At 64.7% G+C, this 20,187-nt stretch carries 19 protein-coding genes; 7 read left to right on the forward strand and 12 right to left on the reverse strand.

Features of this window, described 5'->3' with window-relative positions:
* Positions 1 to 83: 83 nt before the first annotated feature.
* Positions 84 to 854 carry a hypothetical protein gene (locus tag BLV07_RS35470; protein ID WP_091895121.1) on the forward strand — a complete coding sequence of 257 codons (771 nt, stop codon included), beginning with the start codon at positions 84 to 86 and terminating at the stop codon, positions 852 to 854.
* A gap of 224 nt (positions 855 to 1,078) precedes the next feature.
* Here the strand turns inward: BLV07_RS35470 and BLV07_RS35475 are convergent, their stop codons facing one another.
* The 5 genes from BLV07_RS35475 to BLV07_RS35495 all read right to left on the reverse strand — a co-directional run bounded on the left by BLV07_RS35475 (position 1,079) and on the right by BLV07_RS35495 (position 6,371).
* Positions 1,079 to 1,885, reverse strand: a complete 807-nt coding sequence (locus tag BLV07_RS35475; RefSeq protein WP_091895122.1) for an SDR family NAD(P)-dependent oxidoreductase — start codon at positions 1,883 to 1,885, stop codon at positions 1,079 to 1,081.
* A gap of 90 nt (positions 1,886 to 1,975) precedes the next feature.
* Positions 1,976 to 2,389, reverse strand: a complete 414-nt coding sequence (locus BLV07_RS35480; RefSeq protein ID WP_091895123.1) for a DUF1850 domain-containing protein — start codon at positions 2,387 to 2,389, stop codon at positions 1,976 to 1,978.
* Positions 2,350 to 4,461 (reverse strand): TRAP transporter permease, encoded by a 2,112-nt coding sequence (locus tag BLV07_RS35485; protein ID WP_091895125.1) that lies wholly within the window; start codon positions 4,459 to 4,461, stop codon positions 2,350 to 2,352. Before BLV07_RS35485 ends, BLV07_RS35480 begins: the two co-directional genes overlap by 40 nt.
* 149 nt (positions 4,462 to 4,610) lie before the next feature.
* A complete protein-coding gene (locus BLV07_RS35490) occupies positions 4,611 to 5,558 on the reverse strand; it encodes a TAXI family TRAP transporter solute-binding subunit (RefSeq protein WP_091895128.1) in 948 nt (315 codons plus the stop codon).
* Between the two features lie 333 nt (positions 5,559 to 5,891).
* Positions 5,892 to 6,371, reverse strand: a complete 480-nt coding sequence (locus BLV07_RS35495) for a hypothetical protein (protein ID WP_091895130.1) — start codon at positions 6,369 to 6,371, stop codon at positions 5,892 to 5,894.
* 194 nt (positions 6,372 to 6,565) lie between these two features.
* Between BLV07_RS35495 and BLV07_RS35500 the strand changes: the two genes are divergently transcribed.
* Positions 6,566 to 6,883 carry a hypothetical protein gene (locus BLV07_RS35500; RefSeq protein WP_091895202.1) on the forward strand — a complete coding sequence of 106 codons (318 nt, stop codon included), beginning with the start codon at positions 6,566 to 6,568 and terminating at the stop codon, positions 6,881 to 6,883.
* A gap of 264 nt (positions 6,884 to 7,147) precedes the next feature.
* Here BLV07_RS35500 and BLV07_RS35505 read toward each other — a convergent pair whose 3' ends face one another.
* On the reverse strand, positions 7,148 to 8,398 hold the full coding sequence (locus tag BLV07_RS35505) for a hypothetical protein (RefSeq protein WP_091895141.1): 1,251 nt from the start codon (positions 8,396 to 8,398) through the stop codon (positions 7,148 to 7,150).
* 56 nt (positions 8,399 to 8,454) lie between these two features.
* Complete coding sequence (locus BLV07_RS35510; protein WP_091895142.1) at positions 8,455 to 9,084, reverse strand: NUDIX hydrolase; 630 nt, start codon at positions 9,082 to 9,084, stop codon at positions 8,455 to 8,457.
* A 68-nt stretch (positions 9,085 to 9,152) separates the two neighbouring features.
* Between BLV07_RS35510 and BLV07_RS35515 the strand changes: the two genes are divergently transcribed.
* The 5 genes from BLV07_RS35515 to BLV07_RS35535 all read left to right on the forward strand — a co-directional run bounded on the left by BLV07_RS35515 (position 9,153) and on the right by BLV07_RS35535 (position 13,551).
* Entirely contained in the window at positions 9,153 to 9,578 is a 426-nt protein-coding gene (locus BLV07_RS35515) for a PaaI family thioesterase (protein WP_164935146.1), read from the forward strand.
* A gap of 303 nt (positions 9,579 to 9,881) precedes the next feature.
* Positions 9,882 to 10,904 carry an aldo/keto reductase gene (locus tag BLV07_RS35520; protein ID WP_091895145.1) on the forward strand — a complete coding sequence of 341 codons (1,023 nt, stop codon included), beginning with the start codon at positions 9,882 to 9,884 and terminating at the stop codon, positions 10,902 to 10,904.
* Between the two features lie 15 nt (positions 10,905 to 10,919).
* Complete coding sequence (locus tag BLV07_RS35525; protein ID WP_091895152.1) at positions 10,920 to 12,233, forward strand: tetratricopeptide repeat protein; 1,314 nt, start codon at positions 10,920 to 10,922, stop codon at positions 12,231 to 12,233.
* Between the two features lie 195 nt (positions 12,234 to 12,428).
* Entirely contained in the window at positions 12,429 to 13,004 is a 576-nt protein-coding gene (locus tag BLV07_RS35530) for a hypothetical protein (RefSeq protein ID WP_176945967.1), read from the forward strand.
* A 229-nt stretch (positions 13,005 to 13,233) separates the two neighbouring features.
* Positions 13,234 to 13,551: a hypothetical protein gene (locus BLV07_RS35535; RefSeq protein ID WP_176945968.1), complete on the forward strand. Its 318-nt coding sequence runs from the start codon at positions 13,234 to 13,236 to the stop codon at positions 13,549 to 13,551.
* Positions 13,552 to 13,584: 33 nt separating this feature from the next.
* Here the strand turns inward: BLV07_RS35535 and BLV07_RS35540 are convergent, their stop codons facing one another.
* The 5 genes from BLV07_RS35540 to BLV07_RS35560 form a co-directional block, all read right to left on the reverse strand.
* Positions 13,585 to 14,856 carry a flavin monoamine oxidase family protein gene (locus BLV07_RS35540; protein ID WP_091895156.1) on the reverse strand — a complete coding sequence of 424 codons (1,272 nt, stop codon included), beginning with the start codon at positions 14,854 to 14,856 and terminating at the stop codon, positions 13,585 to 13,587.
* A 9-nt stretch (positions 14,857 to 14,865) separates the two neighbouring features.
* Positions 14,866 to 15,576: a RibD family protein gene (locus BLV07_RS35545; protein WP_091895157.1), complete on the reverse strand. Its 711-nt coding sequence runs from the start codon at positions 15,574 to 15,576 to the stop codon at positions 14,866 to 14,868.
* Positions 15,577 to 15,591: 15 nt separating this feature from the next.
* Positions 15,592 to 16,254, reverse strand: a complete 663-nt coding sequence (locus tag BLV07_RS35550; protein WP_091895158.1) for an FABP family protein — start codon at positions 16,252 to 16,254, stop codon at positions 15,592 to 15,594.
* Positions 16,255 to 16,464: 210 nt separating this feature from the next.
* A complete protein-coding gene (locus BLV07_RS49855) occupies positions 16,465 to 19,035 on the reverse strand; it encodes a bifunctional diguanylate cyclase/phosphodiesterase (RefSeq protein ID WP_143035586.1) in 2,571 nt (856 codons plus the stop codon).
* A 339-nt stretch (positions 19,036 to 19,374) separates the two neighbouring features.
* Complete coding sequence (locus BLV07_RS35560) at positions 19,375 to 20,139, reverse strand: DUF2182 domain-containing protein (RefSeq protein ID WP_244551310.1); 765 nt, start codon at positions 20,137 to 20,139, stop codon at positions 19,375 to 19,377.
* Positions 20,140 to 20,187: the final 48 nt, after the last annotated feature.

Raw genomic sequence — 20,187 nt, forward strand, 5'->3', positions numbered from 1 at the left:
TGAGAGCGCGCTTGTCCGGGACGACAGCGGAGGGTGAACGGCGGGCGTTTGAACCAAACCGCTCCTCCCCAGACTCATTCCAGATGACGACCCTGATCGACGACCGTCGTGTCCGCGCGCGAGATGCGTCGCCTGCACGATATTTTTATTTCCATATGGCGCTGGCTTGCGCCGCCACGGCGTTTCTGGGCTTTGCACCGACCTATTGGGTGCCACTCGCCAACCGGACGTTCTCGGCGAGCCCCGTGATTCATTTTCACGGACTCTTGTTCTTCACCTGGTCGCTCTATTTCGTGCTCCAGACCTGGCTCGCAGCGTCCGGCCGTGTGGTCAACCACCGTTCGCTCGGCATCGCCGGCGTGTCGCTGGCGACCGCGATGACGATCTTCGGGTTCCTCGCCTCCGTGCATGTGATGCAGCATTCCGCAGCGCTCGGGCAGAAGGAGGCCGGCATCGCGTTCTCGATCGTGCCGATGAGCGGCATCGCGTTCTTCGCAATGGTGTTCGTGCTGGCGATCATGAACACGCGGAGGCCCGAGATTCACAAGCGCCTGATGCTGCTGGCGGCGGTCTCGATTCTGGATGCCGCGATCGCGCGCTGGTTCCTCACCTTCCTCGCCCCTCCCGGACCGCCGGGCCCGCCGCCGGTGCCCGTCACCATCGCGCCGGCTGTCGTCGCCTCGCTTCTGCTCGTCGTCGCCATGGTGCGCGACTGGCGCACCGAGGGCCGCGTCCACCCGGTCTACGTCTACGGCACGCTCGCGCTGCTGGTGGTGAAGGTGCTGAACTGGCCGGTCAGCGAGACGGCGGCCTGGCACGCGTTTGCGGGCGGGATCCTGGCGCTGGCGCAGTAAGCAACCCAACACTCCGTGTCGTCCCGGACAAGCGCAGCCCCAGACAACGCGCAGCGTTGACTGGAGCGGAGCGCCGATCCGGGACCCATAACCACAGGCAGATGCGGTAACGATGACTCGGAGTTACCGTTGAGCAAAACAACTCCGGCCTGGGAGTATGGGTCCCGGATCGGCGCGCGCTTTGGGCGCGCTTGTCCGGGACGACGGCGAAGGCTGAGATGGGACTACGCCCCCGCCTTGCAGGTGATCCCGCCGTCCACCACCAGCTCGATCCCCGTCACGTATTTCGACTCGTCCGACGCCAGGAACAGCGCGGCGTTGGCGACGTCGAAGGCATCGCCCATGTGGCCCATCGGCACTTGCGCGTCGCGCGCGCGCCACATCGCCTCGACGTCACCCTTGGCATAGCTCGCGGCAAGGCCGGCGGAGTGCTCGACCATCGGCGTCTTCATCAGGCCGGGCAGGATCGCATTGACCCGCACATGGTGGCGCGCGAACTCGATCGCGGTGGTGCGCGTCATCTGGTTCATCGCCGCCTTCGAGGTGCCGTAGGTGACGTAGGAGATGCCCATGTGGCGGATCGAGGCGATCGAGGAGATGTTGATGATCGAGCCGCCGCCCTGCTTCACCATGACGGGAATGACGTGCTTCATGGCGAAATAAGCGCTCTTGAGGTTGACGCTGAAGACGCGATCCCAGCTCTCCTCGGTCACCTCGACCACGCTGCCCATCTCGGCGATGCCGACATTGTTGTCGAGCACGTCGATGCGGCCATGGGCCTTCAGGCACGCCGCCACCATCGCCTCGATCTCGGCAGACCGCGAGACGTCGGCCGTGAACGCCGTCGCCTTGCCGCCTTCATCGGTGATGATCTTCGCGGTCTCCTCGGCGGCCGCGCCGTTGCGATCGACGCAAAAAACCTGCGCGCCCTCGCGCGCAAAGGCCACAGCGGTCGCCTTGCCATTGCCCCAGCCGGGTCCAATCGAGCCGGCGCCCACCACCATCGCAACTTTGCCCTTGAGCCGATCCATCGCGTTTCTCCTTTGTTGTTCTTGTAGCCCGGATGGAGCGCAGCGTAATCCGGGATCACCGTCCCCGGATTGCGCTGCGCTCCATCCGGGCTACGGATCGTTGCAAATCTTCATCGTGGTGACGTTAGCACCGATCGGATGCCCCACAATCTCCGACAACGTCCGGCACTTGCCGTCATGACAGAGCCGCCACTCTCCCGCCGCGCCGGAATTGCCCAGCACCACCTCCGGCATCGGCGCGCGGTCCGGCCGCCACTGAAACCAGCCGCCAATCAGCCGCGCTTCGGGCGGAGGCTCCATGCCGGGGCCGGTGCCCTTGACGCGGGCTTGCACCAATTCGAGACCGGCGGGCGTGACCCGCCAATCTTCCTGCCATTCGACCTTCGCGATCGAATGGGTCCAGGCCAACGTGAAGGCGGACAGCGCCAGCGCCTTCACGCCGCCTGCTGTTGCGAAGCAGAGGCTCACACCGCCTCGACCGTTACAGGCGGGCGCTGCCGCCATTGCCACAGCACGAGCGCCGCGGAGAGCACGAAGCCGGCAGTATCGCTGAACGGGAAGTCGCCGAGCAGGCAGAACGCGGCGCCGAGCGCGACCAGCCGCTCGATCAGCGACAGCCGCGTGAACAGGAAGCCGATCGCGACCATGCCGAACAGCGCGATCGCCACCAGCGCCTTCAAGCTCGCGAGCGCGACCGCGCCGTAGAAGCCGAGCTTGGCCGCCATGGGATCGCCGGCTTGCAGCATCAACGCCGGGGAGTAGACGAAGATGAAGGGGATGACGTAGCCGGCGAGCGCGATGCGCATCGCCTCCCAGCCGATCTTGTCCGGATTCTCCTTCGCGATCGGCGCCGCCGCAAGCGCGGCGAGCGCCACCGGCGGCGAGAGGTCAGCCATGATGCCGTAGTAGAACGCGAACATGTGGCTCGCGATCAGGGGCACGCCGAGCTTGGCGAGCGCCGGCGCGGCGAGCGCGGCGGTGATGATGTAGGTCGGGATGGTCGGGATGCCGGTGCCGAGCAGGATCGACAGCAGCATGGTCATGATCAGCGCCAGGAACAGGCTCTTTTCGCCGAGGCCAATCACCCAGCCGCCGAAGATGGTGCCGACACCGGTCTGCGACATCATGCCGATGATGACGCCGACGATGGCGCAGGCCATGCCGACGGTGATGGCGGATTTGGCGCTCTCAGCAAGCGCATCGCGGCAGGCACGCAACGCCGCAAAGCCGCCGCGCACGAAGGCGGTGATCACGATCAGCCCGACCACGACACAAGCAACCGGCACGATCTGAAGCCCATCACGCGACAGCGCGGCGACGACCAGCGCGAGGCCGATCCAGAAGATGTAGCGGATGACCGTCGCGGACACGCCGGCCGTGATGCTGGTGCCAAGGATCAGTGCCACCGTCAGCGCAAGGCCCATGCTGCCGGCATAGAGCGGCGTGAAGCCTTCGAACAGCATGTAGACGAGGGCTGCGAGCGGCAGCACGAGATACCAGCCCTTCACCAGCGCCTTCCAGGCGCTCGGGGTTTCCGAACGCTTCATGCCGGTGAGACCATGCTTGCCGGCTTCCAGATGCACCATCCAGAACGCTGAGGCGAAATAGAGGATGGCGGGGATCGCGGCCGCCTTGACGATCTCGGAATATTGCACGCCGAGCGTCTCCGCCATGATGAAGGCGACCGCGCCCATCACCGGCGGCATGATCTGGCCGCCCATCGAGGCCGTCGCTTCGACGCCCGCCGCAAACGCGCGGCGATAGCCGAACCTGATCATCAAGGGAATCGTGAACTGGCCGACGGTGACGACGTTGGCGACGCCCGAACCGGAAATCGTGCCCATCATGCCCGAAGCGAACACCGCGACCTTGGCAGGTCCGCCACGGGTGCGGCCGAACAGGCCGAGCGAGACGTCGGTGAACAGCTGGATCATGCCGGCGCGCTCCAGGAACGAGCCGAACAGGATGAACAGGAAGATGTAGGTCGCCGAGACGTAGATCGGCACGCCGTAGAAGCCCTCGGTGCCGAACGACAGATGCGTGACAATCTGGTCGAAATCATAGCCGCGATGGTTGAGCGGCGACGGCAGGTATTGGCCGAAGAACCAGTAGAGAAGGCACGCGCCGCACATCAGCGGCAGCGCCGCGCCCATCAGCCGCCGCGTGCCCTCGAAGATCAGCACCGCGAGCAGCGTGCCGACCACGAGATCAAGCCGCGTCGGATCGCCGTCGCGGGCGATCAGATCGGCGTAGAAGATCCACTGATAGAGGCCGCAGAAGAAACCCGCGCCGCCGATCAGCCAGCCAAGCGCGCGGCCGAAATTGCTCTTCGCCGTGAAATTGGCGATCAGGCCGAAGGTGAGCAGAACGAGGAAGCCGACATGGACGCCGCGCACCACCTGGCTCGGCAAATAGTTGAAGGCGGCGACATAGAGCTGGAAGGTCGCAAACGCGATGCCAATCCAGTAGGCGAGATGGCCCCACCAGCCCGGACCAAAGCCTTCCGGAAAGCCGTGCTCGAAATTGTCGAACTCGACCTTGATGGGCGCAGCTTCGGTGCCCTCTGTCTGCAACATTGATGTTTTCCCGCGCCCTGATGGGGCGTTCTTACAGCATTCGCGCTGTGCCCTGAATACGTCATGCCCGGGCTTGACCCGGGCATCCATCGAAAGACGATATCCTTTTAGGATGGATGGCCGGGTCAAGCCCGGCTATGACAAGCGTCTTACTTGATCAGCCCCTTTTCCTTGTAATAGCGGATCGCGCCGGGGTGCAGCGGAACCGGGCTGCCGGCGGCCGCAGTCTCGAGCTTGATCTCCTTGCCGGCCGCATGCGCGTTGGCGAGCTCGGGGAGCGACTCGTAGACCAGTTTTGTCATCTGATAGGCGAGATCGTCAGATACCGCGGAACTCGTGACGAGATAATTGACCACGGCAGCCGTCGGCACGTCCTTGTCCTGGCCGGTATAGGTGTTGGCCGGAATGATCGCGGAGATGAAGGGCGGGCCGATCTTGTCGACGGTCTCCTTCGGCACCGACACCACCGTGATTGGGCTCGAGGTCGACAGGTCCTTCAGCGAGGCAACGCCGAGGCCCGCCGATTGCAGCGTGGCAGCGAGCTGGCGGTTCTTCATGAGATCGACGGATTCGGCGAAGGGCAGATATTCGACCTTGCCGAGATCCTTGTAGCTCATGCCGGCCGCCGCGAGGATCGCGCGGGAATTCAGCTCCGTGCCCGACTTCGGTGCCCCGACCGACAGGCTCTTGCCCTTGAGGTCGGCGAGCGTCTTGATGCCGGACTCAGTGGTCGCGACGATCTGGATGTAGTTCGGATAGATCGCGCCGATGGTCCTGAGCTTGTCGAGCTTGGTCTTGAAGCCCGCCTCCTCCTCGCCGTTCCAGGCCGCTTTCAGCGAGTCACCCAGCGTGAACGCCAGTTCGCCGCGGCCCTGCTGCAGCAGGATGAGATTCTCGACCGACGCCTTGGTGGCCTGCACCTGCGTCTTCACGTTCGGAATCTTGTCGCCGTAGATCTTCCCGATCGCGACCCCGAGCGGATAGTAGACGCCGGAGGTGCCGCCGGTCAGCACGTTGATGAAGGATTGCGCATGTGCGCAAGGTGCCGACGCCGCCAGAGCAAGAGCCGCGGCCACGCCGAAGAACGTCCGTTTCATGGTTGTTGTACTCCCCAAACCGGCGGCGAAATTGGCCGGATGAGGGCAGCGGGTCAACCCATCCAAAAGGCAAAACAGGACTGCGGTAAATGGCCGTTCCGGCTGGATTTTTGGGAACCCGGCGGTGCGGCGAGGTGGCGCAGCAGAACGAACCGAGATGAGTTTCAATCACTCGCGCGGCAGGCTCCGTCACCTCTCCCGCTTGCGGGAGAGGTCGCGCCGAAGGCGCGGGTGAGGGCTTTCTCCTCTTAGGGATTGTCCCATTGCGGAAGCACCCTCTCCCCAACCCTCCCCCGCAGGCGGGGGAGGGAGCGCACCGTCGCCGGAAAGGACTTACTGGAACGTCATGTCCAGGCATTTGGAGATGTCGGAGCCGAGGCCGGAGGAGATGATGATGCAGCCGCGCACCTTTTGCGCGCTGACGTCGGTGGCCCAGACCGAATAGCCGCCGGGGCCGAAGAACGAGTTGGTGTTCGGCGGCTCGGTCTCGGTGGCGTCGAAATCGTACTTGCCGTCGGTCTCGAAGATGCGCGGCTTCTTGGTGCAGCCGCCGTCGGTCTGCACGTTGATGACTTCCTTGTTGTCGCGGGTCAGCGCCAGCGAGACCTGGCAGCGGAAATATTCCGAGGTCTTGGTGTTGAAGAGATAGGTGTAGGACTTGCAGGTGGCGGTGTTCAGCTTACCGGGGGCAAGGCCGCGGCTGCACGAAATGCGCTGGTTGTGGCTGAGCTGGTAGTCATCGGCCCGCGCGGCCGGCGCCAGCGCCGTCAACGACAATGCAGCAGCCCAGCAAAGTTTGATCACATGGCGCATCCGAATCATCCCCTACCCATCATTTTGTCGAGTTGCGTTCTAGACGGAAAGCGGAACATAGTCGCGAGGGGACGAAGGGAAAATCACAAACTGCTGGGCAGGACGTGATGCGCTGCGGCGCTTTCGCAAATTGACCCGGAAATGCCGTTCGTGATTTGTTCAAGCCGACACCCCAGCGACGGGGAGGATGGATGATGGCATTTTCAACGAAGACATTTGCACTTGCTTCAGCAGCACTCGTCACGATGCTCGGCGCGTTTGCCGTGCCCGCATTGGCGCAAGTCCCGGCAACGCCGTGGGAGCTCAAGCCCGACATGGGCTACGCCTATGACAGGGACGGCAAGACCTATTCCTACAAGATGGGCACCAGCAACGCCGGCGAGCTGCTCAAGGGCGCCAAGAAGGTGCCGAAGGGCACGCTGTTCTTCATCGGCCACAACGGCCAGCTCTACATGCGCACCGGTCCGTATCTCGAAGGCGACGGCAAGTTCAAGTTCGGGCCGGATCAGTAGGACAAGGCCGCGCGCCCATACTCGGTGTCATCACCCGCGAAGGCGGGTGATCCAGTATTCCAGAGACAGCGATGGGATACGGAGACGCCGCGGCGTACTGGATGCCCCGCCTCCGCGGGGCATGACAGAGTCGAGAAACTGTAGGGTGGGCAAAGGCGCGGCAGCGCCGTGCCCACCATCGATCAGCACATTCCGATCGAGAATGGTGGGCACGCTTCCGCCTTCGGCTCTTCGAGCTACGGCGGACAAGTCGCTTTGCCCACCCTACGGCAGCTTCGCCGGGACGACACCTGATATCTGAAACACCCCTGCCAGCTCCCTTGCGCCGGCTTTGCTGCCGTTCGAATCCATGCGCTCATCCGTCACGGCCAGCAGCTTCGCCACCGTGTTGTGGCGGATTGCGACCGGGTTGCGCTCGTAGCCGCCGCGCTGGAAGAAGTTCGAAGTCGGCACCTGCTCGCGCATCGCCTGCGGCATCGTCACCATGTCGAGGCCGGTGCCGTCGCCGGTGAGGTTCATCATCTCGAGCTCGGCCGCGGTGAGCGGGCGGGCGTAGCCCTTGGCGCGCGCGAACAGCACCGAGGTCAGCAGCTTGTGGGTCTGCAGCATCGGGCCGACGTCGACGTCGAGCACCATCGCATGCATGGCCCAGCCCTGCGCGGTGTTGCCGATCTTCTCGTGCTCCGACCAGGTGTCGGGCACCGACTTCGCATGCGCGACCATTTTCTTCAGAACAGCGAGCTTGTGCTCGAGCGACTGGCGCGCCGGCCCTGAGCTGCGCGCCACCTTGTCCGAAAGCGCGCGGATGAATTCATGGCCCTGCTCAGCCAGCAGCTCGACGCTGTTGGTGGTCAGGAGCTGGTTGTAGCCCATCGCAGTCGAGATCGCGCGCTTGCCGCCGTGCTCTATGCCCGCCTGCACGTCGTAACTGCCGGTACCGCCGGTCTCGAACGAATAGACTCGCACCGCCTGCTCGCGCGTCAGCCCGGAGGCGAGCGCATAGCGCGCATAGGCGCGCTTGAACTCGACCTCGCTGGTCGGGCGCTGCGGCGTGAACTGGTACAGCTCCTGCGCCGCGCGCAGGAAATCAGCGACCACCGGAATGGGCTTTCGGGGCGGACGCTCCGGCGCTTCCTCCGGCTCCGGGTTCACCGGCCGCTTCGGCCCGGTATAAAGCGGCGGATGCTCCAGCACGTAATCATCGAGGGTCACCTGCTGCCCGCTCCGCCGCTTGGCGTTGCGGGTTTTCCGCTTCTCGGAGATCTGGCTCCAATAGGCGCCAGCCTCGGCGTCGAAGGCGGCGCGCGCCGCCTGGTATTCCGCGAGCTTGCGGCGATATTCGAGCACGGCCGGCGAGGCCCCGCCTTGTGCAAAAAACTGCGACAACAGCTGAGCATTGGCATTGCTGACAGCGGGCGGCAGCGCGTCGGCGCCACCGCCGCGCGCGGCGGGCGCGAGCAGCGCGAGCGCGAATGGAACCAGCGTCAGGGCGCGTCGAATCGGTGTGTGATGCATGCTGCCCTCTTAGCAGGCATCCGGTAACCGTCACGTTAACGCGCCGTTTACCATCGTCACTTCCAGGCGAACACCGGCTGTTCCAGCTCGGTGACGCGGGTGCGCCGGCCCGCCAGCACTTCGCGGAACTGGTAGATCAGCGCCGCCGTCGGCGCGTGGATCAGGCTCATCTGATGATGGAAGCGGATCACGCGGCGCGCGCTCTCGGGGATCGCGATGAAGTCGAAGGCGTCATCGCGCTCGATCGTGGCGAGCGCGATGCGATGGACAGACGCGACCTCGTCCGGGTTCGGCCTGATCGCGGCGCTCTCGGCGGCCCAGACCACGACCGGCGTGATCAGATAGCCGGAGCGTGTCGGATAGTCGTCGAGCGTGCCGAGCACGTCGGCGCCGGTGAGACGAAGCCCAAGCTCCTCGTCGAGCTCGCGCAGCGCCGCCTCGATCGGCGTCTCGTCGGCGTCGCAGCGTCCGCCCGGCAAGGCCCATTGGCCGCGATGGGCGCGTAAGTGCGATGCGCGCAGCGTGAGCAGCAGCGCAGTCTCGTCGCCCTCGCCTGCTGCGGTCAGCGCAACCGCAACCGCGGCACGCTTCAATGCCGGCTGCGCTTCTTCCTCAGGCAGCCGCGCAAAGGCCGCGCAGGCATCCGCGATATTCCGCCGTGTGGCATCGTCGAACGGTCTCATGATGCTTGACTACACCACGTCCGGCCTCGATGAAATGAGATCGCAAGGTCCGCACCGGAATGGACGACGACATGACCAACAAGGCCGCCGCAAGGCTGAAATCAGACGGCTGGACCATCCTCGAGACCACGGGCTTCATGCACCTGATCGGCCCGTTGTGGGAGCGCAAGATCGACGGCCATTACGAGTTCGCCCTCGCCACCGAAGACAAGCACCACAACCGCCGCGGCATGGTCCAGGGCGGCGTGATGATGACCTTCGCCGACCGCACTTGCGGCATGACCGCCCGCTACCTCTCCGGCAAGGAGTTCATGGCGACGGTGCAGCTCGACACCCATTTCGTCGAGGCCGGCCAGATCGGCGACATCCTAATCTCCCGCCCGCGCGTGGTGCGTTCGACCCGCAGCCTCATCTTCATGAGCACCGAGGTGACGGTAGACGATCGCTGCATCGTGATGGCCAATGGCGTGTTCAAGATTTTGAAGGGGCCGGGGTAAGGCGCGTCTCGTCGGACCGACGCTGCGCACCACACCCACCGCTGTCATTCCCCGCGAAGGCGGGGAATCCAGTACGCCGCGGCGTCTCGATCAGTTGCAGGCGTCTCGGCGTACTGGATCGCCCGCCTTCGCGGGCGATGACACCGATTGTGAGGCATGAGCGTACCCCACACCGTCATTGCGAGCGCAGCGAAGCAATCCAGCATCTTTCCGCGGACGCAGCTCTGGATTGCTTCGCTGCGCTCGCAATGACTGACGTAGCTGGCTATGCTGGCACCAACGCAAGCGTTGAGGAAGCACCCCATGCAATACCGCCAGCTCGGCCGCAGCGGCCTGAAAGTGTCGCCGATTTGTCTCGGCACCATGATGTTCGGCGGGCCGACGGATGAAGCCGCGTCCAAGCAGATCATCGCGAAAGCGTTCGATGCCGGGATCAACTTCATCGACACGGCGGACGCCTATTCGAAGTGCGCGTCCGAAGAGGTCGTGGGCCGCGCCATTGCCGGCAATCGTCACGCCTGGGTGCTCGCCACGAAGCTCGCTAACCCAATGAACAACGAAATGGGCGACGATCCCAATCGCGGCGGCCTGTCGCGGCGCTGGGTGTTGCAGGCCGCCGACGAGAGCTTGACGCGGCTCGGCACCGATCACATCGACATCTACTATCTGCACAAGGAAGACCATGCGACGCCGCTGGAGGAGACGGTGCGCGCGATGGGCGACCTGATCCGCGCGGGCAAGGTGCGCTATTTCGGCGTCTCGAACTACCGCGCCTGGCGCGTCGCCGAGATCTGCAACATCTGCGACCGGCTTGGCATCGACCGCCCCGCGGTGAGCCAGCCCTATTACAACGCGATGAACCGCATGCCCGAGGTCGAGCACTTCCCGGCCTGCGCCTATTACGGCCTCGGCATCGTGCCCTACAGCCCGCTCGCGCGTGGCGTCCTCACCGGCAAGTACCAGCCCGATGCTAAGCCAGACAAGGAGACGCGCGCAGGCCGCAACGACACCCGCATGATGCAGACCGAATGGCGGCCGGAATCGCTCCAGCTCGCGCAGCAGATCAAGTCCCACGCCGAGAAGAGGGGCATCACCGCCGGCCAGTTCGCGGTCGCCTGGGTGCTGAACTCCGCCTTCGTAACCTCCATCATCGCCGGTCCCCGCACCGAGCAGCAATGGGACGACTATATCCGCGCGCTCGACTATCGCTTCACCGCGGAGGACGAGGCGCTGATCGACCGGCTGGTCGTGCCGGGCCATCCCTCGACGCCCGGGTACAACGATCCGGCCTATCCGATCGAGGGACGCCGCGCGCGGACGGCTTGAACTCCGGAGACGACCATGGCGCTTGAAGACCGCTACGGCCTGCCGCTCTCCACCACATCCGATGCGGCGGCATCCGCCTATCGCGAGGGCGTCGACCTTATGCTCGCGGGCTGGACCGGCACGGTGGAGGCGCTGGAAGGCGCGATTGCGGCCGACCCGGATTTTGCGCTGGCGCATATCGCCCGCGCCCGCGTGCATGCCTTCTATCAGCAGGGCGATCTCGCGCGCAGCAAGGCCGCAGTCGCACGCGAACGCGCAGCGAAACGCGGCACGGAGCGCGAGCGCTCCCATGTCGAGACGCTGGCGCTGGCGATCGAGGGCCGGCTGCCCGAGGCGATGGCAGCGATGCGCAAGCACGTCGAGACATGGCCGCGCGATGCATTGGTGCTATCGCTGCCGCTCGGCGCGTTCGGTCTGTTCGCATTCTCCGGCATGGCCGATCACGATCGCGCCCGGCATGAGCTCTGCGCGAGCGTCGCGCAGCACTATGGCGAGGATTGGTGGTTCCTCACCATGTATGGTTGGGCGATGACGGAGAACGGCGATGTCGCTCACGGCCGCAGCGTCACCGAGCGCGGCTTCAATCTGCGTCGCGCCAACGCCCATGCCGCGCATGCCGTGCTGCATGCGATGTTCGAGGACGGCGCGATCGACGACGCCGATCGCCTCGTCGACGACTGGATCCCCACTTACGACCGCGCCGGAATTTTGCACGGCCACATCCGCTGGCACCAGGCCCTCGGCGCGCTCGAGCACGGCGATGGAGCGCGGGCGCTGTCGATCTACGCCGACGTGCTTCAGCCGTCAGTCACGCAGGCGCCACCGCTCAACGCCGTCACCGATGGCGCCTCGCTGCTGTGGCGCCTGTCGGCCTACGGCCATGCCGTGCCCGAGGCGCTCTGGCGCGATGCCGACGCCGCCGCGCAAAAACTATTCCCGAAATCCGGCCTGCCGTTCGCCGACGTCCACATGGCGCTGTTCGCCGCCGCAACGCAGAACCACAAGGCGCTTGCCGCGCGCCTTGCGGTGATCGAGCAGCGGCTCGCGGACGGCAAGCTGCCGGCCGGCCCGGTGGTGCCCGCGATCTGCCGCGCGCTTCTAGCCTTTGCAGACGAGGATTACAGGGCCTGCGTGCAAACGCTCGCGCCGGTTCTCACTGACGTCGTGCGCATCGGCGGCAGTCACGCCCAGCGCGAATTGATCGAGGATACCTACGTCGTCGCCCTCATGCGCAGCGACGAGCTGCCGCGTGCCCACGCCCTGCTCGAGGCTCGCCTGCACCGCCGCCCGTCCCTGCGCGATAGGCGCTGGCAGGCGGCGATGGGCTAGCCCTGCCACGAAAAAAACACCGGCCTGACGGCAAGTGCCACCGGATGGATTTGGGGCGATCTCGCGAATCGCCGTTGGGGTGGCGCGGTGGTATTCCAATCGGGTTCGGCAAGACAAACGGGATCGCAACCAATTTGCGGTTCGATGGTTATCGGACGGAACTTTCCCGTGGTTCCCTGGCATGTGAGCCTTCCGATGCGCCTCCGCCGACCCGCCCTCGGTGCCGCTCTCATTGCCCTGGCAAGCCCTTGTTTTGCCGAGACTTCCGCCATCCCGGTCAACAATCCGCTGGTGCAGCAAAATTCCTTTATCGACCTGCTGGCGCTGATGTCGGGCAAGTGCAAGACGCTGAAGGTCGCCGGGCGCACCTATGGCTGCAAGACGGTGGCCTACGCCCATGGCGACAAGGGCCGGGTCAATTTCGCGGTCGCGGTCGACGATCCCGCCGACGCAAATCACGTGGTGTCGTTCTCCGGCGAGAACGGCAAGCGCGCCGACGACAATTCCTACGAGTTGCCGATCGACCGCATGCTGCTCAACTCCAAGGACCGTCCGAAGGTCGATGGCCTGCCGGTGCCGGCCGAGCAGACCTCCACCGGGGTCTGCCGCCAGACCGGCAATTTCGCCGCCAGGAAGGTGAACGACGTCACCTGCTCCGCCACCGACAGCGAAGGCCGCAAATACGAGCTCTTGTTCGTCTCCGACGGCACGCCGGTCAGCGTGCGCCGCATCCGGCAATCGGCGCCGTCGATCCAGGATCCGTTCAAGTAACGGCAGCCTTGCCGCCCGCGCATCGTCATCAAAGATGTCGCCAACGCATCAATCGAGGCGAGGTGATGGCAGCATCGCGATCGACGTCGGTGCTGCGGCAATAAATCCCACGACACGCAATCCTTCACGCGAACCGGACGTCGCATGCTGCGTCGTTTCGACGCCCGCATTGGCCGGAACGCGCCGGATGCTCATCTGTTGTCACACGACGTTCAACTGGAGTGATGACATGAAGTATCTCTTTGTCGCGATAGCCATCGGTGCTGCGGCGCTCGCCGGCGGATCGGCGGCGAACGCGGCCAATAGTTCGAGCGCGAAGCAGAACGCGCAAGGCAGCCGATCGACCGACATCAGCGCGCAGTACAGGCACCACTATTATGGCCATCGGCACCATCATCACTGGCGCCATCACTACGGCCATTATCGCCCGTATTACCGCAGCTACGGCTATTACCCGCGGCACCACGGCTATTATGGCGGCGGCCCGTACGGATATTACGGCGGCGGTCCCGGCGTGACATTCAGCTTCGGCGGCGGACGCTGGTGAGACAAAAGGCCCGCAGAGATGCGGGCCTTCTTCTTAGCTCCGCAAGATCATCTCTGCCATCTCCAGGCCGCTCGTCAGCGCCGCTTCGACCGTGCCCATATCGCGGCCGCGATAGAGCGCTTCGCCGGACAACAGCACCAAGCCGTCGGCGCGAGCGAGAACCGCCTGCGCCTCGCGCGTCCGTGGCGTCGCCCAGGAATAGGCGCCACGGGCGAAGGGATCCTGCGCCCAATTGGTTGCAGCCGCCGCCACGAGATCGCGCGCGATGTCCTGGCGTGGTCGCTTGAAGATGGCGGCGAGCGAATCGAGCCCGGCCTCGATCAGTCCTTGCGGCTCGAGATGCGACAGCTCCGCCGTTCGCGGGCCGCCGAACCAGCCGGTGAGCAGCGGATGCTGGTCCGGGTATCGCGTCCACCACACCGGAATCACTTCGTTCGACAGCAGGAAGGTCATGTCGGCGAGGTCTTCCTGTCGGTCGCGCCACCAGGGCCGCGCGAAGCGGAGCAGGATCTTGATGACGTTGCCGAAGCCGATGTCGTCGGTCGCAGCAAGCCTCGCGCTGACGTGTGCCGGCAGCGCGATTTCGCGCAGCAGCGGCAGCGGCACGGTGAGGATCGCCCGATGGCAGGTAAGTCCATCGCCGCTGGCGCAGCGAACCACCACGGCGCCGCCTTCTTCCACGATCGCCGATACGGCGCAACCGAGCCGGATCGCAACGCCGCGGGCGCGGCACTCGGCCGCCAGAAAATCGATCAGCGCGCCATAGCCACCATTGATGCGCGCCTGCGGAGAGTGGCCGCCATCCATCCACTCCTCGCGCAGCGCCAGCGTCGAGGCGCGCGCGGGGTCCGCCGCATCATAGCCCTCGGCCATTCGCTCGATGGAATGGCGCAGCCGCGCATAGTCCTCTCCGGCAAAATGACGGCGCAGGAAGTCGGCGACGGCGAGATCGTCCTTCAAGTCCCGCAGCGCGGCTTGCAGCTCCGCCTCGTGCGGATCGTGGCGGTCCTCGCGCGAGAGGCTTGCGCCGTCAAAGCTCCATTGCGTGCCTTCGATCTCCTGAAGCGACAGCCCGGCCTCACGCAGCAAAGTCCGCGTGACCGGCGCCTCGCCATGGACGAACTCGGCGCCGCCATCGGCGGGGTAGCCGAACTGCGCCGCCGGCAGCGGATGGATGCGCCCGCCGCAGCGCTCGCGCGCCTCCAGGATGGTCACGCGTCTACCCGCACGCGCTAGCTCGCGCGCCGCCATCAGACCGGCCGCGCCGGCACCGACGATGACGATGTGCTCCGATGGTCGCGACATGCCGACGCGCTACTTGGCCGCGGCTTGCGGATCGTTCTGGATCAGATACCGCAGCAGCAGGACACCGCCGCCGAGCTCTCGCGTGCTCTCCAGGGTCATCGCCGTGATCGGCGCGCGCTTGTGGCTGTCCGCTGCCGTCGAGTCGAACACGAAGGGCGCGCCGCTCGCGCCATCCACCGCGGGGCTGAGGATCAGATTGAATTCGTCGATGAGACCGGCGCGCAGGAACGCGCCATTGGCGACGCCGCCGCCCTCCACCAGCAGACGCTTCACGCCGAGCTCGCGATTGAGAATGTCCAGCGTGAGCGCCAGATCGATCTCGGACTTGCCGGCGAAGATGTAGGACACGCCCTCGCCGCGCAGCCCTGCGAGATGCGAATCCGGCACGCTCTCGGTCAGCACGACGACAATTGGATCCTCGCCGATATCGGAGCGGCCCCAGCCGATCTTGCCCTGCGCGTCGAGCACGATGCCATAGGTTTTCGCATCGCGTCGCGCGAACCAGTTTTCGCGCGGAAATTTCTCGCTCGTCCCGGTCGGGTACGGCTTGCCCTTGGCGAATTCCGAGCCGGTGACGCGGCCGATCACCCAGGCATCGCCGCCGAGCTCGTCATGGATCTTCTCGAACCAGTCCGTGCCCGCACCCTTCGGGCGCCAGCGACTGGGATGCGTGCGGCCATCCAGGCTGGCGTGCATCAGGCAGATGACATAAGGCTTCATGTGATTCCTCCGGTCTCAGGCCGCCGATCCGCCGCCCTTGGCGCGATCGTTCACGATCACCGCAAGCGGATTGAGCTTTGGCGGCGCGACGAGCTTGAGCGTGTTGGTGTCGTGGTGATTGAATGGCGCGCCGCGCACGAACAACTCGGTCTGGATCAGATAGGTCCAGCTGCCGTCGTCGTTGAAGCTGATGTCGCAGCGATAGGAATCGGTGCGGAAGGCCTGCTCCAGGAAGTCGGTCGAGCAGATCCCGTAAGCAGTGTCGCCGCGCTTTGCCGTGACGGAGATCTTCCTGTCGTCCGGCCCGGCCTTGCCCGAGGCGAGCAGCACCTGCCCGCGCGGGATCGCCAGCGTCTGCATGATCAATCCGGTCGCGGGCTCCCACAGCCAGTAGCCGACCTGGTCGTGGAAGGTGATGTCCTCCTCGGGCGTGTTGATGTGGATGTGATAGCGCAGCCCGTAAAATAGCTGCGGCCCGTTGGCCTGCGGATCAATGGGATCCATGCGGATGCGCTCGATGAAGGTGCGCCGCTCCGGCCCCTCCGCCTTCGGATTGACGTCGATGCCCTTGTCCGCCTGCCAGCTGCCGGCGAGACGGCGGAGCGGACCGAGATTGGCAAGACCGTCGGGCGAGACGTCCTCGGGCTCGGTGAAGATGTCGGCAGGAAGGGGAAGCATGGATGTCCTCGCGTCATTGCGAGGAGCAGCAATAGCACGGAGGCGGGACCGCGGCTCGTGCTCAAGTCTCACAATTGCGAATGGACATAGGCGCCACGCGTAGACGGCTGTGGGAAGGAGCTCGCCAAGGGAGCGAAGCCGGGACGGTCAATTCCATCCCCGAGGGGGAGGATAGACGCGCGAATTTAAGATCCGCGCCCTGCCTTCTCCTCACGCCGCCGCCCGCCGCCTCCGCCGCGTGGCGGGAGCTTGCCACGACAAGCCGGCGAGCGGCACGGGCTTGCTGAAGTAGTAGCCTTGGCCGAGCGGAATTCCGAGCGAATGGAGCTGTCTGAGCTGTTCGGAGGTCTCGACACCCTCGGCGACAATCGAGAGCTTCAGGGTCTCGGCAAGCTGCACGATGGATTTCAGCACGGCGACGGTCTCGCGGCGGTCAATCCTGTCGATGAAGGATTTGTCGATCTTGACCTTGTCGAACGGAAAGGCCGTCAGATAGGACAATGACGAGTAACCGACCCCGAAGTCGTCAAGCGCAATGGAGACGCCGAGCGCCTTGAGGCGCTGGAGCGTCTTGAGATTTTCCTGGGTATCGGCGAGGAAAACGCTCTCGGTGATCTCGAGCTCGAGCCGGGTTTGAGGAAGTCCACTCTGCGCCAGTGCGAACGTCACGGTGTCGACGAGGTTGGTGCTGGCGAACTGCAGGGCGGACAGGTTGACCGCGACCTTGACGTCGTCCGGCATGGTCATCGCATCCCGGCACGCCTTGGTCAGCACCTGATTGCCGAGTTCAACGATCAGTCCCCCCGCCTCTGCAACCGCAATGAACTCGGCGGGGGAAATGAAGCCCCTGGTGCCGTGATGCCAACGCGCAAGAGCCTCGACCGATTTCACACGGCCGGTGCCGAGTTCGGTCACAGGCTGATAGAACACTTCGATTTCCTCGCGCCAGATCGCCTCACGAAGCTCGATCTCGAGCACGTTGCGCTGATCCGCTTCGGCCTTGAGCTCCACCGAGTAGGTATGGAAGCAGTTCCGGCCGGCGTTCTTCGACTTGTAGAGTGCAAGGTCGGCGTTACGAAGGATCTCATCGACGCGGCTGCCATGCTCGGGAGCCACGGCGATGCCGATGCTGCAGCCGATCACGATGGGATGATCGTCGATCTGATAGGGCTCGGCAATGGCCTGAACCAGCCGCGCGGCGAGGCTGGCGGCGCCGTCGTGCATCGCGCCCCGGCCCGGCGCAACGATCACGGCAAACTCGTCGCCGCCGATCCGCGCCGCCGTGTCGGCGTCACGGATCTGCGCCTTGATCCGGCCCGCGACCTGCTTCAGCAAGGCATCGCCACATTGGTGACCGAGCACGTCGTTGACGGACTTGAACTTGTCGAGATCCAGCAGGAGTACGGCGAAGGGAGCTCCGGAGGAGCCGGACGTCGCGAGTGCCTCGTCGATGCGCTCCTTGAACAGATTGCGATTGGCCAATCCGGTCAGACTGTCGTAATGGGCGAGCCTTTCGATCCGGTCCTCGGATGCCTTGCGTTCGGTGATGTCCTCATGGGTGGCGACCCAGCCACCGCCCTCGCGCCGCCCGTAGGAGACATAGACAACCCGCCCATCCGGAAACTGCACGGTGTTCGAGGTGTGCTCCGACTTGGCGAGCCGATTCTTCAGATCGACCAGGTAAGCCTCGACGTCGAGAACGGCGGTCTGTTTTGCAAACACCTCGCGGAAGTCCATGCCGATCCGAATCTCCTCCGGCACGAGACCATAGAGTTCGAGCCATTGTTGATTGAATGCGATCAGGCGGTCGCTGCCGTCGAACATGCTCAAGCCCTGGGGAAGGTTTCTGAGCGCGTCTTCGAACTTGCTGGCGAATTCGCGCAGCTCGCGCTGGGCGCGATCCAGCGCCTGTCGGCGCCGCCAGTGGAACATGGTCGCAGTCAGGATGATGAACGTGAGCAGCAATGCGCCGCCGAGATAGACCTTCTGCCTGGTATCCGCGCGCGAATAGATCTCGCGCTCCGAGATTCCCACGGTGAAGATGAGTGGAAAGAGCCGCGATCTGCGCGCGGTCACCAGCCGGTCATCGCGGTTGGGATGGTTCTCGTTCCAATATTGGGCGTAGAAGCCGTCCCGCAGTTCGCCTTCGACGCGGTTCGGCGCACGCTGCCCCAACACCGCGTCCTGGTTTATGCCCCGCGCGGCGAGCACGACCTGGTTTGCATTTCTGAGGACCAGCGTTCCTCCAGCGCCGAGCTTTGCGGTGTCGTAGAATCGACCGACGACATCGACGCTGATCGAGCCGACGACCACGCCCACGGGATTCCTGGCAAGATCGAAGAGCTTTCTTGCGAGCTGTATGGTCCATTTGTTGGACGCGCGGCCCAGAACCGGTTTCGCCACGTAGAGGCGATCGTCGACCTGCGACATGGTTTGAATGAAGTGCTCGCGATCGCCGAGATAGAGCGGCGGACCGGAATAGCCCGTCGTCGTATCCGTCATGTAGCCATCCGACCCGATCAGGGCGAACTGGACCACGTCGCCGGTGGCGATGCGAGCCTTCTCGGACCAGAACTTCAGGCTGAAGGTCAACGGATCCTGGGCGTAGAGTGCTCGCACCACCAGCAACGACTGGTCCACGCGCTCGAAGATGCGCTCGGTGTTCTCCTCGAACAATTCGGCGACGCTGTTGCCGTGCGACCGCGCCTGCTCGACCGCATCGGTCCGTTCCGATGACGTGATCGCGAAATAGCCGATCCAGACCAGGGGCAGGAAGAACAATGCGATCTGCAGCGGAGCATTCCGCAGGATCGTTCTTCCGGCTTTGCGGACGGAACTTGCGGGAATCACGACACGCGCCCTCGCCTCAGCCGCCAGGGCAGAACTGCGCTCGCCGCCAGTGATGGCATCGCCTGTCTCCGCCTCGATTGAGACCGCCGCGGCCGGAAGCGGCGCGGGTGCTGTTCATAGCCCGAAGCTAGGCGGGACAGCCTTAAGTTTCTGTTTTGATAATGCTCAATTCTTTAGCTTACAACATCCGTATGACCACGGAGGTCGGCTGTTTTTGAGCAACCACGCGGTATTGGCAGGGCGATATCTTTGGTCGTCTGGACCGGCCGCTCAGATCGCGCGCGCAAGAACGATCGTGCCGGATAGGATGAGGACCGCGCCTGCGGCATGACTCAATCGTTGGCCGAACGGCAGCAGTTTCTCGGCGGCGACATAGAGCGCGATGCCGATGATCCAGGCCATATTCATCACGCCGCCGACGAACAGCAATACCATCAGAAACCAGCAGCAGCCGACGCAGTAGCTGCCATGGCGAAGTCCCATGCGAAATGCTCCGCGCGTGCCGGGCCGCCAATGCCGGCTGAGAAACAGCAGCGGGCTCTCGCAATAGCGGAGGCAGGCGTGTTTGAGCGACGTGAACTGATAGAGGCCGGTGGCAAGCAGGATGATGCCGCCCAAAACCGCGCTGGTGCTGGCCATCGCCATCGACAACAACCCGAAGCGTTCGAGCGCCGATTGCGCCAGCACCGCAACGACACTGAACCCCGCCCATGTCACGAGATAACCGGCGAGAAAGATCCAGGCGTCGATTGCGGCCCGGGATGCAGTCTCCTGCTTGCGCTTGACGGTCGCATACAAGAGAACAGTGGGCGCCACGCTCGGCGCCATCATCGCGATCATCATCACCCACCACATCACGAACAACAGCGCGGCATAGAGCAGCGTCCACGGCATTGGCGCCATGTCCGGCATGTCGGCCATCATCTCGGTGTCCATGCCGGCGCCGCCGGCGAGATAGGCCCAGGCGAGTGCCACCACTGTGGCGGTCCCGATCGCGACGATCAGCCGGTCGCGGTGGAGCAGGTGTTCCAGCATCAAGCGCCCCTGCATGGACTTGCCCAGCATAGTGATGAGGAGCTGACA

The organism is Bradyrhizobium sp. Rc2d, assembly GCF_900099855.1.
Classification (GTDB): Bacteria; Pseudomonadota; Alphaproteobacteria; order Rhizobiales; family Xanthobacteraceae; genus Bradyrhizobium.

What these genes read in the sequence shown, in the direction of transcription:
- BLV07_RS35535 (WP_176945968.1), top strand. Translation starts at nt 13,234, where the DNA reads ATGAAGTATCTCTTTGTCGCGATAGCCATCGGTGCTGCGGCGCTCGCC.
- BLV07_RS35490 (WP_091895128.1), bottom strand. Translation starts at nt 5,558, where the DNA reads ATGAAACGGACGTTCTTCGGCGTGGCCGCGGCTCTTGCTCTGGCGGCG.
- BLV07_RS35550 (WP_091895158.1), bottom strand. Translation starts at nt 16,254, where the DNA reads ATGCTTCCCCTTCCTGCCGACATCTTCACCGAGCCCGAGGACGTCTCG.
- BLV07_RS35530 (WP_176945967.1), top strand. Translation starts at nt 12,429, where the DNA reads ATGCGCCTCCGCCGACCCGCCCTCGGTGCCGCTCTCATTGCCCTGGCA.
- BLV07_RS35475 (WP_091895122.1), bottom strand. Translation starts at nt 1,885, where the DNA reads ATGGATCGGCTCAAGGGCAAAGTTGCGATGGTGGTGGGCGCCGGCTCG.
- BLV07_RS35470 (WP_091895121.1), top strand. Translation starts at nt 84, where the DNA reads ATGACGACCCTGATCGACGACCGTCGTGTCCGCGCGCGAGATGCGTCG.
- BLV07_RS35480 (WP_091895123.1), bottom strand. Translation starts at nt 2,389, where the DNA reads ATGGCGGCAGCGCCCGCCTGTAACGGTCGAGGCGGTGTGAGCCTCTGC.
- BLV07_RS35520 (WP_091895145.1), top strand. Translation starts at nt 9,882, where the DNA reads ATGCAATACCGCCAGCTCGGCCGCAGCGGCCTGAAAGTGTCGCCGATT.
- BLV07_RS35515 (WP_164935146.1), top strand. Translation starts at nt 9,153, where the DNA reads ATGACCAACAAGGCCGCCGCAAGGCTGAAATCAGACGGCTGGACCATC.
- BLV07_RS35500 (WP_091895202.1), top strand. Translation starts at nt 6,566, where the DNA reads ATGGCATTTTCAACGAAGACATTTGCACTTGCTTCAGCAGCACTCGTC.
- BLV07_RS35505 (WP_091895141.1), bottom strand. Translation starts at nt 8,398, where the DNA reads ATGCATCACACACCGATTCGACGCGCCCTGACGCTGGTTCCATTCGCG.
- BLV07_RS35545 (WP_091895157.1), bottom strand. Translation starts at nt 15,576, where the DNA reads ATGAAGCCTTATGTCATCTGCCTGATGCACGCCAGCCTGGATGGCCGC.
- BLV07_RS35485 (WP_091895125.1), bottom strand. Translation starts at nt 4,461, where the DNA reads ATGTTGCAGACAGAGGGCACCGAAGCTGCGCCCATCAAGGTCGAGTTC.
- BLV07_RS35560 (WP_244551310.1), bottom strand. Translation starts at nt 20,139, where the DNA reads ATGCTGGAACACCTGCTCCACCGCGACCGGCTGATCGTCGCGATCGGG.
- BLV07_RS35525 (WP_091895152.1), top strand. Translation starts at nt 10,920, where the DNA reads ATGGCGCTTGAAGACCGCTACGGCCTGCCGCTCTCCACCACATCCGAT.
- BLV07_RS35540 (WP_091895156.1), bottom strand. Translation starts at nt 14,856, where the DNA reads ATGTCGCGACCATCGGAGCACATCGTCATCGTCGGTGCCGGCGCGGCC.
- BLV07_RS35495 (WP_091895130.1), bottom strand. Translation starts at nt 6,371, where the DNA reads ATGCGCCATGTGATCAAACTTTGCTGGGCTGCTGCATTGTCGTTGACG.